Origin of the sequence: Corynebacterium sp. HMSC074E01, assembly GCF_001808885.1 — a bacterium.
In the GTDB taxonomy this organism is placed as follows: domain Bacteria; phylum Actinomycetota; class Actinomycetes; order Mycobacteriales; family Mycobacteriaceae; genus Corynebacterium.
In genome coordinates this window covers 349,828-365,405 of record NZ_KV794847.1, presented here as the reverse complement: position 1 = coordinate 365,405, position 15,578 = coordinate 349,828, and the positions used below count along the sequence as shown (strand labels likewise).

General features: G+C 59.4%; 15 protein-coding genes and 7 tRNA genes. 4 read left to right on the top strand and 18 right to left on the bottom strand.

The window, feature by feature from the left end; translation table 11 throughout:
• Positions 1-42 precede the first annotated feature (42 nt).
• Complete coding sequence (locus tag HMPREF2537_RS07755; protein WP_070527339.1) at positions 43-909, bottom strand: acyl-CoA thioesterase; 867 nt, start codon at positions 907-909, stop codon at positions 43-45.
• Between the two features lie 102 nt (positions 910-1,011).
• Here HMPREF2537_RS07755 and HMPREF2537_RS07750 point away from each other — a divergent pair, with 102 nt between their 5' ends.
• Positions 1,012-1,500, top strand: coding sequence for a DUF3817 domain-containing protein (locus tag HMPREF2537_RS07750; RefSeq protein WP_070527336.1), 489 nt, complete (start codon positions 1,012-1,014; stop codon positions 1,498-1,500).
• Between the two features lie 25 nt (positions 1,501-1,525).
• Positions 1,526-2,773 (top strand): DUF2029 domain-containing protein, encoded by a 1,248-nt coding sequence (locus HMPREF2537_RS07745; protein WP_070527333.1) that lies wholly within the window; start codon positions 1,526-1,528, stop codon positions 2,771-2,773.
• Here the strand turns inward: HMPREF2537_RS07745 and HMPREF2537_RS07740 are convergent.
• From HMPREF2537_RS07740 to HMPREF2537_RS07665, 17 genes are all read right to left on the bottom strand, one after another.
• Positions 2,754-3,212, bottom strand: a complete 459-nt coding sequence (locus tag HMPREF2537_RS07740; RefSeq protein WP_070527330.1) for a LemA family protein — start codon at positions 3,210-3,212, stop codon at positions 2,754-2,756. The genes HMPREF2537_RS07745 and HMPREF2537_RS07740 overlap by 20 nt on opposite strands.
• Entirely contained in the window at positions 3,213-4,313 is a 1,101-nt protein-coding gene (locus HMPREF2537_RS07735; protein ID WP_070527328.1) for a glycosyltransferase family 4 protein, read from the bottom strand.
• Between the two features lie 17 nt (positions 4,314-4,330).
• Positions 4,331-5,233 (bottom strand): phosphatidylinositol mannoside acyltransferase, encoded by a 903-nt coding sequence (locus HMPREF2537_RS07730; RefSeq protein ID WP_070527324.1) that lies wholly within the window; start codon positions 5,231-5,233, stop codon positions 4,331-4,333.
• Between the two features lie 63 nt (positions 5,234-5,296).
• Positions 5,297-5,932: a phosphatidylinositol phosphate synthase gene (gene pgsA / locus HMPREF2537_RS07725; RefSeq protein ID WP_070527321.1), complete on the bottom strand. Its 636-nt coding sequence runs from the start codon at positions 5,930-5,932 to the stop codon at positions 5,297-5,299.
• Positions 5,925-6,503: an ATP adenylyltransferase gene (locus tag HMPREF2537_RS07720; protein WP_070527318.1), complete on the bottom strand. Its 579-nt coding sequence runs from the start codon at positions 6,501-6,503 to the stop codon at positions 5,925-5,927. The genes pgsA and HMPREF2537_RS07720 overlap by 8 nt, the downstream gene beginning before the upstream one ends.
• A gap of 45 nt (positions 6,504-6,548) precedes the next feature.
• Positions 6,549-8,612 (bottom strand): threonine--tRNA ligase, encoded by a 2,064-nt coding sequence (gene thrS / locus HMPREF2537_RS07715; protein WP_070527315.1) that lies wholly within the window; start codon positions 8,610-8,612, stop codon positions 6,549-6,551.
• Between the two features lie 93 nt (positions 8,613-8,705).
• Entirely contained in the window at positions 8,706-9,977 is a 1,272-nt protein-coding gene (locus HMPREF2537_RS07710) for a Dyp-type peroxidase (protein ID WP_070527311.1), read from the bottom strand.
• A gap of 66 nt (positions 9,978-10,043) precedes the next feature.
• A complete protein-coding gene (locus HMPREF2537_RS07705) occupies positions 10,044-10,724 on the bottom strand; it encodes a copper chaperone PCu(A)C (protein WP_083298991.1) in 681 nt (226 codons plus the stop codon).
• Between the two features lie 76 nt (positions 10,725-10,800).
• Positions 10,801-11,388: a copper resistance CopC family protein gene (locus HMPREF2537_RS07700; RefSeq protein ID WP_070527308.1), complete on the bottom strand. Its 588-nt coding sequence runs from the start codon at positions 11,386-11,388 to the stop codon at positions 10,801-10,803.
• 252 nt (positions 11,389-11,640) lie between these two features.
• A complete protein-coding gene (locus HMPREF2537_RS07695; RefSeq protein WP_210383633.1) occupies positions 11,641-13,146 on the bottom strand; it encodes a vWA domain-containing protein in 1,506 nt (501 codons plus the stop codon).
• Between the two features lie 61 nt (positions 13,147-13,207).
• Positions 13,208-13,663 carry a VWA domain-containing protein gene (locus HMPREF2537_RS12900; protein ID WP_210383632.1) on the bottom strand — a complete coding sequence of 152 codons (456 nt, stop codon included), beginning with the start codon at positions 13,661-13,663 and terminating at the stop codon, positions 13,208-13,210.
• 156 nt (positions 13,664-13,819) lie between these two features.
• Positions 13,820-13,895: transfer RNA gene (locus HMPREF2537_RS07690), tRNA-Gly, on the bottom strand.
• Positions 13,896-13,939: 44 nt separating this feature from the next.
• Positions 13,940-14,011, bottom strand: a tRNA-Val gene (locus HMPREF2537_RS07685).
• Positions 14,012-14,043: 32 nt separating this feature from the next.
• Positions 14,044-14,114 (bottom strand) — tRNA-Cys (locus tag HMPREF2537_RS07680).
• A 31-nt stretch (positions 14,115-14,145) separates the two neighbouring features.
• Positions 14,146-14,221, bottom strand: a tRNA-Gly gene (locus HMPREF2537_RS07675).
• A 38-nt stretch (positions 14,222-14,259) separates the two neighbouring features.
• A tRNA-Val gene (locus HMPREF2537_RS07670) sits at positions 14,260-14,331 on the bottom strand.
• Positions 14,332-14,392: 61 nt separating this feature from the next.
• Positions 14,393-14,468, bottom strand: a tRNA-Gly gene (locus tag HMPREF2537_RS07665).
• 267 nt (positions 14,469-14,735) lie between these two features.
• Here HMPREF2537_RS07665 and HMPREF2537_RS07660 point away from each other — a divergent pair.
• Both HMPREF2537_RS07660 and HMPREF2537_RS07655 read left to right on the top strand, forming a co-directional pair.
• Positions 14,736-14,807 (top strand) — tRNA-Val (locus HMPREF2537_RS07660).
• A 109-nt stretch (positions 14,808-14,916) separates the two neighbouring features.
• The gene (locus tag HMPREF2537_RS07655) at positions 14,917-15,567 is read left to right on the top strand and encodes a dihydrofolate reductase family protein (RefSeq protein WP_070527305.1); all 651 of its coding nucleotides are present in this window, start codon (positions 14,917-14,919) and stop codon (positions 15,565-15,567) included.
• Positions 15,568-15,578 lie beyond the last annotated feature (11 nt).

Below are 15,578 nucleotides of genomic sequence, written 5' to 3'. Positions count from 1 at the left end.
TGCGTCGGCTGCAGAATCCAGTGGAGAAAACTGATTTAGGCCTTAGACGTTTTGCCAATTGCCGTTGGCGCTGGTGCCCTCACTTTCCGGATGCATGGTCCGCGTCAGCCCCTCCTGCATGGCCACGGCGAGTAGCTCCCCGCGTTGGTTAAAGATCTTGCCCTGCGCGAGACCAGTCCCTGTCTGCGCTGAGGGACTCGACTGCGAGTACAACATCCATTCATCCACCCGGACCGGGCGCAAGAACCACAGCGAATGATCCAGGCTGGCTAGTTGAATCCTCTCCCCTTGGTGCGGGAGCAGCGCCGTGCGAATCAACGTCATGTCGGACATGTAGAGCAGCGCTGCTTGGTGGAGGGATTGGTCGGAGGTAGCAGCAAGCAGATCACCGGTGTTGCGGAACCAGATATTCCTAAACCCTGCCCCGGTGGTTTCGGCAGCGACAGCATCGCGGTCCGCATCCGGAACGAGCCGCACGTCCCAGTCTTCCCACTCCTTCAAGATGATCCGGGTGGAGTAAGGGGACTCTGTAATGCTCTCCGGCGGCGGCACCTGCGGCATGTCGGCCTGATGCTCAGGGCCGATATCCCCAGTCGCGTGGAAACCGGCGCTGAGCATGAAAATCATGCGGTCCTTTTGGTAGACCCGCACGTGGCGATGAGCAAAAGAACGGCCATCCCTAATCCGTTCGACCTGGATGGTAGTGGGAACGCTGGAATCGCCCGGGCCCACGAAGTAGCAGTGCATAGAGTGCACTAGCTTCTCATCGACAGTAAGCTGCGCTGCCCGCAGCGCCTGCGCCATGGTTTGTCCGCCAAAGGTGCGTGTAATGAGCGAGGGAACCACAGGGCCGCGGAACTCGTCGTCACCGATCCGCTCGATATCGACCGCCTGGGCCACCGATGCCATGTTCTGCTCCCCTTTCCTTTCTGTTATGGCGCTCGCCACACTAACCCCGACCATCCTACTCACGTGCTGATCCGCTCTCGGGAGTTGCGTACTATATTCCGCATGACTTCAACCACCCCGCACAGCGTGCACCGTGTGGCCGCGTACCTGGAAATGTTCACGTGGGGCCTGCTGATCTTCTCCATGATCCTCAAGTACTCCGGCACGACCGAAGTACTCACCCCCATCGCGGGAGGTATCCACGGCTTCGGTTTCCTCTGTTTCCTGCTCATGACGGCGCTGGTCTGGATCAATAACCGGTGGTCACTTGGCGTGGGAATTCTGGGGTTGGCCGTAACCGTAATCCCTTTCGCGGCCTTGCCCTTTGCTGTATGGGTATCGCGGCGCGGACTCGTCGCCGGCCCGTGGCGGTTTAGCAATGACGATGACTCGGAGCCACACGGTGTCTTCGACACGATCTTGGCACAGGCCATTCGCCACCCTGTGCGCACCGCGCTCATTGCGCTACTCGTCGTAGCCGTAGTGTTCAGCGTTCTGCTCATGTTGGGACCGCCCGTCGACGTCGAGTCCGCCATTGAAAATAATCGCTAAGGCCCCAAGTATCTGGGCTGGCTGGGTGCTGGCACGCCTTTTCCTCATCTACCTACTCCTCAACGAGAAGGGGCCGCTCGGGGACGTTCGTTATTACCTCGAGGGCGTCTACGGCGCTAACCCCAGCGACATGACGGAATATCCCCAAGTCGGTACCTGGCCCAGCGTTCTGCTCGCGTGGCTTACTGGCTACGACTTTGAGCGCTATGCCATCGGCTTTACGGTAATGATGCTGCTTGCCGACGCCACCTTCCTCGCCCTCCTCCTTCGCCATCACCGCTCCACCCCAGGGGCGTATAGCGCCGGGTGGTTCTGGGTATTCTTCGGCACCGCGGCGGGACACGTATTCACGTGGCGGCTCGATCTCTACCCCGCCTTGCTGGTTGCTGGTGCGGGCGCACTTCTGGCCACCCGCCCGCGGCTTGCCTCGGTTCTGTTGGCTTGGGCCACCGCAGCGAAGCTGTGGCCTGGTGTCCTCGCTGCCGGGCTTGTCGGGCGCGCAACCTCTCGCGCTACGTGGCAGCGACTAGCCGCGTTCTTTGGAAGCCTCATTGCCCTTTGCATCGGCGTGGCAGCAATGACCAGCATGGACAGAGTTCTATCCCCGTTGACTTATCAAGGAGAGCGCGGCCTCCAGATCGAATCTCTGGCCGCCACGTGGTTCGTGTACCAAGCTCATCGCCAGCCTGATGTGTGGACGATGGGATACGCGGCCTCGAAAAGCTATGAAATTTCCGGTCCTGGCGTCGACACGGCAATTGTTTTGAGCAGCATTGCCATGGGAGCAGCCCTCGTGTGGATCGTGGGAGTAGCACTCGTGCACTTTCTACGCGGGAATTGGAGTCCGCACTCCACCCTCGTCTTCTTCATCGCGGCGATCCTCCTTCTCATCGCGACGAACAAGGTCTTCTCCCCGCAGTACATCGTGTGGCTTGGGCCGATACTAGCGGTGACGCTCCGCTCCCCTATCCCCGCGCCACCTACAGCTTCGAAGAAGGTGGCCGCTGATATCAGAGGGATCCGTGCCATCATTGCGGTACTCGCCGTGGGAACCGCTGCCTTGGGAACCGTTATCTACCCCTATGGCTATAACTACATCTGGCTCCATGTGGGAGAAAACCCCAATCCGGTCTACGCGCTGTTATTGCGCAACCTGCTCATCCTGGCAATGACCGCTTTTGCCGTCTATTGGCACCTGCTTGAGTACCGCGTGGCACGAGCGAATCAGACGCGGGGTGACAGGCGCGGGAGAATCACACGTCAATCTGGCTAAGCTCAAAGTACTCCGGCAATTTTGCTGTTCCTCCCAGACGCAGCAGCTTGACCGCGGGACGCAGGCGCAGCGCGCGGGTATCGCTGACTGCCTCGTTGTAGAAGCGATGCGCTAGGTGGATGCGGCCCTCGGCGTCGGCAAGCACGGCCGGACGTGACTCAAAGCGCTGCGCAATAGCCGCCGAGAGCTCCCGTTCCCGGGTGGCTCTTTCATCGAAATGCCCTTGCGCAAGCTCCGTTGACTCTGCACGCGCCGCGATGACCTCAAGCTCAGGAGCCAAGGCACTTATCACTGCTGCGCGGCGATCCAGAGTGGCTTCAAGCTGCGCCAAAGCTGCATCGGTGCGGATGTGGAGCGAGTTGAGCCGCTGCGCCGTGTACAGCGCCCACATACCGAGTACGAGGAGCACAGCGAGGGCGATGACAACCTCGATAGCCATTTAGGACACCCGCACCTTCGTACCATCCGCCACGGTCTCATATACCTGCATGACAGCTGCGGCCACATGATCCCAATCGTATTCGCGGGCACGCTCCACCCCCGTTTTAATCAAGGCCTGCCGCTTGTCGGCATGGGTCACTAGATCCTGCAACACCCGCGCTAAGTCGGTCGCATCCCCATTCTTGAATAAGGCGCCTGCGGGTTCCTCCGAGTCTGCGTTGCACACCGCAGCGAAAGCCTCCAGGTCCGAAGCCACCACTGCACATCCAGCCGCCATAGCCTCAACGAGAACAATGCCGAAGCTTTCACCTCCTGTATTGGGAGCCACATAAATATCAGCGCGCCCCAAAATGGCCGCTTTCTCGGCATCGCTGACACGCCCCACGAAGTCAACCCCCGGAACACGTCGCGGGTGTCCCCCGCCCATGACCGTCACCCGGACCTGCTGCGGGAGCAGCGTGAGTGCCTCAAGAAGAATGTCCAGGCCTTTTCGCGGCTCATCGAGGCGGCCCAAGAACACAATCTCAATCTCTGAATCATTCTCTTTATGCTCGGCACGGGCACGCTCGCGAGCATAAACAGAGGTGTCGACCCCATTAGGGATGAGCACAGGGTCCCCTCCCAACTGCTCAACCTGCCAGCGCCGAGCCATCTCTGAAACCGCAATACCTCCCCGAACCTTCTCCAAGTACGGGCGGAGGAAAGGCTTAGCCAGGGTCAATGCCAGAGAGCTCGAGGCCGAAGCATGGTATGTCGCCACGATGGGCCCACGCACCACTGCCAGAGCAACCATGGAATAACTTGGGGAGTTCGGTTCGTGGATATGGAGGATATCGAAATCTCCCTCGCGGATGAATCGCTTAATATTGCGGCGCACGTGCGGGCCAATGGCGAGACGAGCCACGGAACCGTTATAGGTAATCGGCACCGCCCAGCCGCCTTTGTGCACAAAGCTGGGAACCTGCGTGCTCACCGCCGCGGGGCCCAGCACTTCCACGTGATGCCCTTGCTCAATGAAGACAGTGGCCAGGTCAAGAATGTGGGCCTGAACCCCACCAGGTTCATCGAAAGAATAGGGGCAGATGATGCCTATGCGCATGGTCTGTGTCTGCCTTTCTACTTCTTCTGGTGGGCAGCGCGCCGGCGTTCTACGTCGGCGTTCCAGTGTGGCTGCAACATGTGCCAGTCTTCTGGATGTGCCCTGATGTTCTCCGCAAAGCCATCCGCGAGGCGCTGGCACGTCTCCTGCAGGTCAGTGACCTCCACCTCGGGGCTGACCGACAACCCCCAGTCCTTACCGTCAAACCACGAGTGCACGACATGGAGTGCAGCTCCTGTCTCGATGGCCAGCTGGGCGGGGCCGGCGGCAACATTAGCTTCTTCGCCCATGAAGTCTACCGCCACACCGGTGCGCGTGAGGTCCCGCTCAGACAACAAACACACCACCCCACCGCGTTCCAGCGTGTCCTTCAGACGCGGGTAAGGAGAAGAACTGCCACCGGTCAGTGGCAGGACAGTGAAGCCAAGGCTTTCGCGGTAGTCCACGAAGGCATCGAAAAGCACTTCTGGCTTCAAGCGCTCAGCCACCGTAGTGAAGCTGCCATAGTGCCCCACGCAGAAGACACCCGCCATGTCCCAGTTGCCTGAATGCGGAAGCGCGAAAATCACCCCGCGCCCGGAAGCCACGGAGGCATCGGCGTGTTCCTTGCCGCGCAGGCCCGCCAATAGACGCCTCTGCAGATCAGGGTCCGAATGGATGGCAGGCAGACGGAAAGCCTCGAGCCAGTAGCGCATATAGGAGCGCATCGAATCCCGCACCAGCTCCCGCGTGACGTTCTCCGCCCCAACGACCCGGCTCAGGTTCTGGCGCAGCTGTTCCATGCCTTGGCCGTTGTTACTTGCCAGATCTGCACCGCGTTCGAACAACCAGGCAGCCAGCGGCTGGGGAAGGAAGCGCACAACCTTCCAGCACGCGATGTATGCAGCGGCGGTCAGCCGGTCACGGTCCAGTAGAGCCACGGTTCGGGAGCCTTTCTGTGTGGGCCGGGGGCGCTGTACCTTCCGGTGGAAGAGAATGTCGGATTAAAGGTGCTTCAGATCCTTTTTGAAACGCGCCTTGGTGTCCTGACGCGCTGCTTGGCGCATGCGCTGGTAAATGGTGAAGGCAGAGCCCACGGCCAGCAGCCACAGGGCAACCTCGAGTGCATAAGGCACGCCCAAGCCTTCCAGGCCCACGCCGCCGAGGCCCAAGATGAGCCGCTCGGGGCGCTCGACGAGTCCGCCAACCATCTTAAAACCGGAGGCTTCTCCGCGCGCCTTGACATAGGAGATGACCTGGGAACTCACGAGCACCATCATGCAGGCAGCGAAGTTGAGAGGGTGGGCGTTATCGACGTACACCATCCAATAGGCGATCGCCGCGAACAAAGCGCCGTCGGTAATGCGATCGCAGGAGGCATCGAGTGTCGCGCCGAAGTTGGATCCGCCGGTGGTCAGGCGCGCCATGGTGCCGTCAAGCATGTCGAAAGCGGCGAAGAGTCCCGACAGCAGAGCAGCCGCAAAGAGGTGATCAAGCGGGATCAGGATAACCGAAATAGCAATCGTGACGATCGTGCCCACGACGGTAACGACATTGGGTGTCAGCCCCATCTTCAGGAAGAGTTTGGCCACTGGGACCACAACCACGGCGGCGGGTTTGCGCCCATGAACACTAAGCATGCGCTTCTCCTGAAATAATTCCTTCGGCGGCGAGCTCCGCCCACCCCTGCGCCAACAGGGAGCGGGTGTCTTTGAGGAGCTGCGGCAGCACTTTGACGCCGTCCACGATAGTCATGAAATTTGAGTCCCCGCTCCAGCGCGGAACGATGTGCATGTGGAGGTGCTGCCCCACCGAGCCACCCGAGGCGCGTCCCAAGTTAAAGCCAGCATTGACGGCATCGGGGCCGGAGACCTTCTTAAGGACGCGGATGGCGGCCTGCGCAAACTGGAAGAGCTCGCGAGATTCTTGCTCGGTGAGGTTTTCCAGCTCAGATTCTTGGCGGTATGGGATCACCATCATGTGCCCTGCGTTATAGGGATAGAGGTTGAGAACACAGTAGACAAGCTCGCCGCGGGCAACGATGAGCCCGTCCTCGTCCGACATCTGTGGAATCTCCACGAACGGATTATGGGCTTTCTTCGGCACGTCGCCGGCGCCGCCCTCACGCTTGATGTAGCTCATGCGGTACGGCGCCCACAGGCGCTCTAAGCGGTCGGGGGTTCCCAGGCCGGTATCGACGTACTCTCCCACTCTTAGTGTTCTCCCTTTCTAGCCTCTGCCTAGATGCACATGCATCTAGACGCGCTCGGCGATGCTGTCCTTCGTCGGTTGCTCGTTGTTGCGCTCACGAACCCATGCTTCGATAACATTGATTGCCGCTTCGACCGGTACACCGTTGACCTGGGTTCCGTCGAGGAAGCGGAAGGAGACCGCACCTGCTTCGACGTCGCGCTCACCGGCCAGGAGCATGAATGGCACCTTGCCGGTGGTGTGGTTGCGGATCTTCTTTTGCATGCGGTCATCAGAGGTATCCACGTCAGCGCGCAGGCCGCGTGCGCGCAGCTGTGCACAGACTTCCTCAAGGTGCGGGGCGAAGGTATCGGCGACCGGGATTCCCACCACCTGATGCGGTGCCAGCCATGCCGGGAAGGCGCCGGCGTAGTGCTCCAGTAGCACACCGAAGAAACGCTCGATGGAACCGAAAAGTGCGCGGTGAATCATGATCGGGCGCTGCTTGGAGCCATCCGACGCGGTGTACTCAAGCTCGAAGCGCTCCGGCAGGTTGAAGTCCAGCTGCACGGTGGACATCTGCCAGGTACGGCCGATGGCATCGCGAGCCTGAACGGAAATCTTCGGGCCGTAGAATGCTGCACCCGCTGGATCCGGGACCAGCTCGAGGCCGGACTTCTCCGCAACCGACTGCAAGATAGCCGTCGAGCGCTCCCAGATCTCATCCGAGCCAACGTACTTGTTCGGGTCCTTAGTGGACAGCTCGAGGTAGAAGTCATCCAGGCCGTAGTCCTTGAGCAAGGAAATGATGAACTCCAGAACCTTGGTCAGCTCTTCTTCGAGCTGCTCCGGGGTGCAGTAAATGTGGGAGTCATCCTGGGTAAAGCCGCGGGCGCGGGTCAGGCCGTGGATAACGCCCGACTTCTCGTAACGGTAGACCGTTCCGAACTCGAAGAGGCGCAGCGGCAACTCACGGTAGGAACGACCACGAGAAGCGAAGATGAGGTTGTGCATCGGGCAGTTCATCGGCTTGGCGTAGTAGTCCTGCGGCTGCTTGGTGCAGTTGCCGTCCTCATCCCACTCACCGTCGAGCTGCATCGGCGGGAACATACCATCCGCGTAGAAATCCAGGTGGCCGGACTTCTTGAACAGGTCGCCCTTGGTCAGGTGCGGGGTGGACACGAAGGAGTAGCCGTCCGCAATGTGGCGGCGGCGGGAGTGCTCCTCCATCTCCATGCGCACCGTGGCGCCATTGGGGTGGAACACCGGGAAACCAGAGCCAATCTCATCCGGGAAGGAGAACAGGTCCAGCTCAGCGCCCAAGCGGCGGTGGTCGCGCTTCTCAGCTTCTTCGACCATGGTCTTGTAGGACTCCAGGGCCTCCTTGGACTCGAAGGCGGTGCCGTAGATACGCTGCAGACCAGCCTTGGACTGGTCACCGCGCCAGTAGGCGGCAGAAGAACGCGTCAGGGCAAATGCTGGAATGTACTTGGTGGTCGGAACGTGCGGGCCGCGGCACAGATCGAACCACTCGACCTCGCCGGTGCGCGGGTTGACGTTGTCGTAGTGAGTCAGATCCCCGGCACCCACCTCAGCGGCCTCGTCGGAATCAGGGTCCACGTTGCCCTTGTCCTGGACCAGCTCGAGCTTAAACGGCTCGGCAGCAAGCGCCTGCTCTGCTTCCTCCGGGGAGGAGTAGACGTGGCGCTCAAATCGCTGGCCGCCCTTGATGATCTTCTTCATGCGCTTCTCAATGGCCTTCAGGTCCTCTGGGGTGAAGGGCTCAGCGGTCTGGAAGTCGAAGTAAAAGCCGTTCTCGATGGCCGGGCCAATACCCAGCTTGGTACCGGGGAATTCCGCCTGCACGGCCTGGGCCATGACGTGTCCGCAGGAGTGGCGGATAACGGCGCGGCCATCTTCCTCGCAGGCAGCAACCGGAGTGAACTCGGCGTCAGTGTCCGGCGTGTGGGAAAGGTCGTAGAGAGTACCGTCGGCGCCGCGGACGACGACTACTGCTTCGGGGCCCTTGTTGGGCAGCTCATGCTCGCGCATCGCTGCTCCCACGGCAGTACCGGCCGGGACCGTGATTGGTTCGTAGTTCACCGGGACTGCTGGAATCATTTCCGCCATGACTTGGTGCGCTCCTTTGCGCTCACGCGCCACTCGACATACCTGGCCGAGCAGCACTCAACGAGAAAGTTACAGCGGCTTAGTCTACCCCTCTTAACTGCGGATGAGCGATTCGCCCCAGAAGGTTTCATCCTCAGTTCCGGCCGGCATGTAGTAGACGGCCGAACCAATGTGGGTAATCCACTCGTTGAGACGATCCGCTTCATCAAGACGTGCCTGAATGGGCTCAAACTGGGCCGTTGGATCCTTCTGGTAGCAGATGAAGATCAATCCAGCGTTACTGAGCTCTCCGCGCTTGGTGGTCTCCGGAGTCGGCGGCAGGTTGTAGTTATACGGGCGACGCAGAAGCTTTTGCTCCGGATGCTCTGCCGGCGGATGCGCTCTGGCGACATGCGAGTTTTCATCAATAGCTTTGAGCCCAAACTCGTTTCGCGCATCCAGATCCACCGGGTCAAACTCGTCCTTAGCGCCTATAGGAGCTCCGGTATCAAGCGTGCGTCCAGTCGAGTTTTCGCGTGCCGCGCGATCAAGCTGCTCCCATGTGTCCAGGTTCATGTGGATGCGGCGCACCACCATGGCGCTGCCGCCAGCGAAGGGGCCTTCTTCGATCCACACTTGCTCGTTGAAGTCTTCATCGCTTCGGGGATTGACCGTTCCGTCCTTTTGCCCGAAGAGGTTGCGCGGAGTAACACCCTTCGGTGCAGAACCATAGGCATGGCTGAATCCCTGCTGGATCCAGGCAACTTCAGCATAATCTTTGCCCGCGCGGGTCATATGCCGCATCACGAAGGCAGCAGTGAAAGGATCATCGCTGCAGATCTGCAGGACGATATCCGTCTGGCCCCATTCCGGACGGAGGTCATCGTGGTCAAAAGGCTGGATATCGCGCAGCCAGCTGGGCTTGGCGACGTCCACCGTGTCGAAAAATCCCTCTCCCCAACCGCACGTAATGGTGAGGTTTGCTGGGGTGGTAGACAATTCGGGTTCGAGGCTGCCCAACGGGTTCTCACCGGTGCACAGGCGGCGGGCATCTTCCGTCCACAGGCGCATGAGCGCGGCCGCGCCGCGAGCGGTGGTCCCCTTTTTCAGGTTAAAGCCCACCAGTTCCACGTGCGCCTGGACTGGAGTTTGGATGCCCGCTTGGTGCTTGCCGTCGAAGGCGACGATATCGCCACCCATGGTCTCCTCGCGGCTTTCCGGGCCGGTGCTTCCGGCGTCACCAGCCTGCGCTGCGCGGGAGGCATCCGCAGATGCCTGTCCAGGTTCATCCCCTTTCGCACAGCTTGCAAGCGCTACCGCGCTTGCCGCCACAGCACTTCCGGCGAGCAATCCACGCCGACTGACAGGTTCCACGAACCCGCTCATCTTTGATTTCTCCCTATCTCGTGAGAACCGATTTCTTGCCTACCTTGGCCCGGAACACGCTGGTTTCTAGTGCGCGTGCTCTTCCTTCTTCATGTCAGACATGTCTGCGGACTCCGAATGGTCCATGTGCTCTGCATGGTCCATGGATCCGTGGTCCATATCGCCGTGGTTCATGTGGCCCATATCGCCGTAGTCTTCATCGCCGGCACCAATGGTGCGCACCGGGATGTCACCGAGCTCGATCGTGGAACCGTCGGCAAGCTCCAGTGTGAGGGTGGCAGTCTCGCCGGCCATAACAGGCTCGGTCACTCCCATCAACATGAAGTGGAAACCGCCCGGCGCGAGCTCGAGGGATTCGCCGGCAGGAATATCGAAGCCGCCTTCCTTCTCCTGCATGACGCCATCGACAACCTCATGGATCTCGTAGTGCTTCGCCTTCACCGAAGAGCTGAAGCCAACCACGTTGATGTCCTTGTCCGTGTCGTTGTGGAGAGTGCCGAAGATAGCGGTCATATCGGAGTCCTTCTCCATAGCGCGCACAACAGCATCCTCGAAAGTTACGCCAGACTCAGCGGAGGAAGAAGCCGAAGCACTGGTCTCTGCATCCTTGTCCTTCTCAGCGCTGGTTGCAGCGCTCGACGGAGCTGCGGCGGAATCCTCTTCGCTCGGGGAGCAAGCCGCCAAGGTCAGGCTACCAGCCGCGAGAGCCGCCAGGGAGACTCGGAGGAAAGAACGGGTATTCAGCATGGAACATGCCTTTCTGCAGTAACAGTAGTTAAGGAAAGTGCGGATTGACCCTCGCCTCATCGGAGGCGGGTGGTGTTTAGTCTTCTGAGCCTTCTCCACCTGCGCGGCGGGTCTTTGCTCCGAAGGCAAAGAGCGCTGCGCCGACGACGAGAACCGCTCCTACGCCAATGATCCATTTGGCCGCGGTGGGCAAGGAACTCAACGGATCCTGAGACTCCTGTGCCTCTTCGCCTTCCTGGGAGCCATCGGCCGAAGCATCTGCGGCCTCATTCCCGCCGGCCCCAGAGCCCACGCTAAACGGCACGGAACCGAGCGTGGAGTGACCATCGGAGGAGGTAATGCGGAAACCTACCTGGTATTCACCATCACCAGGTTCAATGTCCTGAGGAACCTCAACAGTGAGATTGCGGCCATCAATGGTTGGGGTGGCGTCAAAAAGCACCTCGCCGCTTGACTTATCGCTCACGGCAAAAGTATTGAAGTCATCCCGGGGAATACCAGAGAACTCCAGCGTGATTTCGCGGGGGAATTCCTCCAGCGGTGCGTCACCCACCACGTTTCCGCCAATGACTGAGTCATGTGCCACCGCTAGCGGCGCGGACAACCCAATCGCAAGGCCCGCGGCCCCAGCGGCAATTCCCGTAGTGACCTGACGCAGCTGCATTTCCCGGACTACTCCTTGATGGTCTGATGAAACTTTTGATTGAAGGTTCCCTCATCCTATCGCCGGGAGGGATCCTCGAGCCAATCCTTACCCCGCACGGAATGTGCGAGGTTAACAACTAGTCGCTGCGACGAGGAGGAAAGTTCCCCGCCGCAGCGAATCTTGTTGAAAAATGTTTCATCGCGAGCGTTTGCTGCGAGTTTTACCTTCCACGACCTCGGAGAAGAAATACCAGAAGGACAATGAGAGCAATCAAGAAGATAAGGCCCGCCGCCCCAGTACGTATAGAAGCCCCCTCATCGTCTTACCGGACTTGTCATCGGCACCGCGACCTTGCTCCTTCGCATCCGTCTTGATTCCGTCCAAAGGGCGAGACTCTTCGGTTTTGTCCCTGACTGGCTCGTACTTCGGCCCCTGAATAGGATCACCCAACACTTTGGACGTGAGGTAATACTTCATGGTGGCATGCTTATCAGTGAGGTTGTCGCCGCTCTCCCCTAAATCATCCCCCTTGCCCGCTCCTAGCGTCACCACGATGTAGTAGTCCCCCTCCAACCAGTTCGCGTTGCCATAAGAGGGTGCGGAATCCGAGCTGAAGCGGTTGGTAAAAGCAGTAGGGCTTGCTGCCGAAGCCGATCCCTCATCCCCCTCATTGGGCCAGATCAAAAACTCATGCTCTCCAGCTTTCTCACGAACTGGATTGAGAATAGACACATCGAGGCCTGAGTACTGAAGAGCCTTCTCATCCGAAACCTCTCCAGCTCTAATTGCGGCAGCCAACTGCTGCCCTTCCTTCATGGGGACCTTGTAGACGTGCGCTTCGCCCTGAACAATGTCGCTTTCGATGGTCTGACCGCTACGAAGCTCCGTGGCATTGTCAAACCAGTTTCCGGGAGCCATCTGTTCAGCACCGTTGGCGTTGGCATGGAGTTCGCCGTCCAGCTCGCTGCTAAGACCACTTACAAGCTCGTCAATGTTGGATACTGGGTCAACACGGTGAAGCAGGATCTCCACGTCGATAGGTTCATCGGCCTTGTACTGGCCTGCGCGCATCGCCGTCAAGACTAAGTCGCCCTGGCAATTCTTGGAACCGATTTCGTAGGTATACGCGCTAGTGTTTGGCAAGGCCTCAGATACAGAGCCGGTGTCCGCACTGTCCCAGTCAGCTGTGCAATCATCTGCGCCTTCGTCACCACCATGCGTACCCGTTGGCGGTTCCCTACCATCGCCGAAAAACGTCTTCAAAAACAGGTCGTTCGGTGTTCCCACTGCACCTTCGAGTGTCTTGTACATCGTCGCCACATAGCGCTCACCCGGCTTGACGGGGATAGACCATGACTCAGCATGGAAGTCGGTACGAGACTCCTTGCCAGCATTCGGCGGGGCATCCAACTCGGCACGAAAGATGAAGTCCTCTCCTGACTCCCAACGCGGCAGCTCCGTTGGCTGTGAGATATCTTTGCTACCTTCAATGTGTTCGACATCGGATTGGTAGATGTCCGCGGCGCGTCCAGCGGCCTTCTTAATCATTGACGCCAGTGAGTCTGCATCATCGGCGTCGAGATATTCGCCGCCTGCGGCGTCTGCAATGCAGGAAAGCTCCTTGCGGGCTTCCTCATCGACGTTAAAGCCAATGGTGTTGATGACTAGGTCAATGCCCTGCTCGTGGAGTTCCTTGGCCACCTCACATACTGGCGGCGGCGCGCAGGTATCGATTCCATCAGAGACAAGCACAATGGTGCCGTGCTGACCGCCCAATCCCTCGGCGGCCTTCTTCAGGGAATCACCAATCGGGGTATAGCCCTTCGCCTGGAGTGCATCAATTAGGACCCGTGAAGGAGTCCCCTACGTCCTCTTTAGGACCGCTGACCACGTGGATGTCCTGGCACCCTGCTTCTTGGTTCTCTGGTGCCTCGTCGACCGTACCGCCATAGGTAACGAGTCCCAGTGGAATGGTGCCACCGAGTTCAGATACGAATTTCTTCGTTGCGTCTTTCGCCGCGTCGAGACGAGTCTGCCCGCCAGCGTCTTGCACATTCATCGAGCCAGAGGAGTCGAGGACAAGCATCGTTGCACCACTCTGAGAATCGGCGGCACCCCCATTGGGGTCAGCTTCAGAGCTCGGCTCGGCACTGGAAGTCACCCCTGTGGGATTCTGTGCAAAAGCTGGCACCGACGCCGGGCTGAGAAACGCGATGACAAGCACTGCGAGAATAGCAAAGACCCCGCGTAACAGGCCCTGCGGGGAAGACAAAGGTGGAGAAATGGCTTTCATGATGTCTGCTTTCTTGAGACGGCAAGACTGTGAGAAACATCATAAACAGTCGGCTGGCGGTTCTCTCGTCGACGGGGAAGAGCCCCCTCCGCCGGCCTTGGAAGTCGTAATACAGAAAACCAAAAGTACCCCTCCAAACTGGAGGGGCACTCAATGTGGAGCGGATGACGAGACTCGAACTCGCGACCCTCACCTTGGCAAGGTGATGCGCTACCAACTGCGCTACATCCGCGTGGCAAGGCGGAGCTTGCCATGGAGTCCGCAAGGAACTCCTTGTGCGCGATACTGGGATTGAACCAGTGACCTCTTCCGTGTCAGGGAAGCGCTCTCCCGCTGAGCTAAACGCGCTCACTGCACCCAGAATTGGGTGCCAGCTCTTGAGGTGGAAACGGGAATCGAACCCGTGTGCACGGTTTTGCAGACCGTTGCCTCACCACTCGGCCATTCCACCGTGGCGATACCGCCTCACACACTACATGTGCTGGAGCGGATGACGAGACTCGAACTCGCGACCCTCACCTTGGCAAGGTGATGCGCTACCAACTGCGCTACATCCGCATTCGAAACCAGGCCCGGTTTCTAGGACTAAGTCCTTGTGCGCGATACTGGGATTGAACCAGTGACCTCTTCCGTGTCAGGGAAGCGCTCTCCCACTGAGCTAATCGCGCTTATGCATTTATCAAGACCTTCCGTTCATCGATACCAATAAGCGTGATATCAAGAAAGTCTTGGAGCGGATGACGAGACTCGAACTCGCGACCCTCACCTTGGCAAGGTGATGCGCTACCAACTGCGCTACATCCGCATTGCACGTTCCCGGCTGGTATGCCGTGGTGCGAGAAGAAACTTTATCGTGCACCGCCCCAGTTTCCAAATCCGCAGCCCACAGCACTATTCGCAGGCCGCACCGCAGCAGGTAGATTACATCGATGTCATTGAGACTTCGACAACACAGCACACCGGCGTGCCCCACCACCTTGAGCTACAAGCTCCGTCAAACTCTGCTCACCCTAGTTGAGCTGGACGATTAGGGGGTTGCCATCACCGCAGTGTACTTTAAGTTCTGCACCGAGGTTCTATAGCTCAGTGGGAGAGCGTTCCGTTCACACCGGAAAGGTCGCTGGTTCAATCCCAGCTAGGACCACTCTTTAAGACCGCAGTCTAGCTGCGGTCTTTTTTCGTTTATCGGACCATCCTTAACCCAGACTTTTGCTCGCACTTGAGTCTGAGCCTAGGGCACGTACGCTGGCCATATGGACAACACCGCACTCATCGACACGCTGCTTGGCCCTGATAGTGAGGGCATCCGACTCAACGCCGTGAGTACGCTCCACGGATCCGCAACCATCGACGGAACCTCAGGTCCGATGGGCAACGACACTGACGCCGAGCTCTTCGCGGCCTTGCGCGAATGGGCCGAGGTTACCGTGGTGGGCTCAGCAACGGTGAAGGCAGAATCCTATGGGCCCGCGAGCAACACGCGCCTCGCTGTACTCAGCCACTCCCTTGACTTTGCAGGGTTCGAAGATTTTATAGCCTCTGGCCCCGTTGTTCTCACCCCGGAGGAACGCGCATCTTCACCCGAGGCACGGCGCTTAGCCGACGCTGGTGCCGAAATCATCAGCACAGGTACCGGAACCATGAGCGAGGCTATTTCAGCTCTTCGCGCCCAGGGCGCACGCCGCATCAGTTGCGAAGGTGGACCATCCGTCTACTCCGCCTTTATCGCAGAAGGCCTCGTGGACAAGCTTTATTTGACGCTTGATCCGCACCTATCCCCTTCCGTCGAAAAGCCCGTCGTTAACGGCGAGGCCACCTCCCCCGCGCTTAAGCTCGAGCTGGAGAACGTCACCGCCGTCGCCAACACGGTGTTTCTGCGCTACCGGCGCACTCAGACCCCGTAAACTGTGCTGCC

Coding starts and splice junctions, on each gene's coding strand:
- HMPREF2537_RS07755 (WP_070527339.1), bottom strand. CDS start 909: ATGGCATCGGTGGCCCAGGCGGTCGATATCGAGCGGATCGGTGACGAC.
- HMPREF2537_RS07750 (WP_070527336.1), top strand. CDS start 1,012: ATGACTTCAACCACCCCGCACAGCGTGCACCGTGTGGCCGCGTACCTG.
- HMPREF2537_RS07740 (WP_070527330.1), bottom strand. CDS start 3,212: ATGGCTATCGAGGTTGTCATCGCCCTCGCTGTGCTCCTCGTACTCGGT.
- HMPREF2537_RS07735 (WP_070527328.1), bottom strand. CDS start 4,313: ATGCGCATAGGCATCATCTGCCCCTATTCTTTCGATGAACCTGGTGGG.
- pgsA (WP_070527321.1), bottom strand. CDS start 5,932: ATGCTTAGTGTTCATGGGCGCAAACCCGCCGCCGTGGTTGTGGTCCCA.
- thrS (WP_070527315.1), bottom strand. CDS start 8,612: ATGGCGGAAATGATTCCAGCAGTCCCGGTGAACTACGAACCAATCACG.
- HMPREF2537_RS07710 (WP_070527311.1), bottom strand. CDS start 9,977: ATGAGCGGGTTCGTGGAACCTGTCAGTCGGCGTGGATTGCTCGCCGGA.
- HMPREF2537_RS07705 (WP_083298991.1), bottom strand. CDS start 10,724: ATGCTGAATACCCGTTCTTTCCTCCGAGTCTCCCTGGCGGCTCTCGCG.
- HMPREF2537_RS07700 (WP_070527308.1), bottom strand. CDS start 11,388: ATGCAGCTGCGTCAGGTCACTACGGGAATTGCCGCTGGGGCCGCGGGC.
- HMPREF2537_RS12900 (WP_210383632.1), bottom strand. CDS start 13,663: ATGAAAGCCATTTCTCCACCTTTGTCTTCCCCGCAGGGCCTGTTACGC.
- HMPREF2537_RS07655 (WP_070527305.1), top strand. CDS start 14,917: ATGGACAACACCGCACTCATCGACACGCTGCTTGGCCCTGATAGTGAG.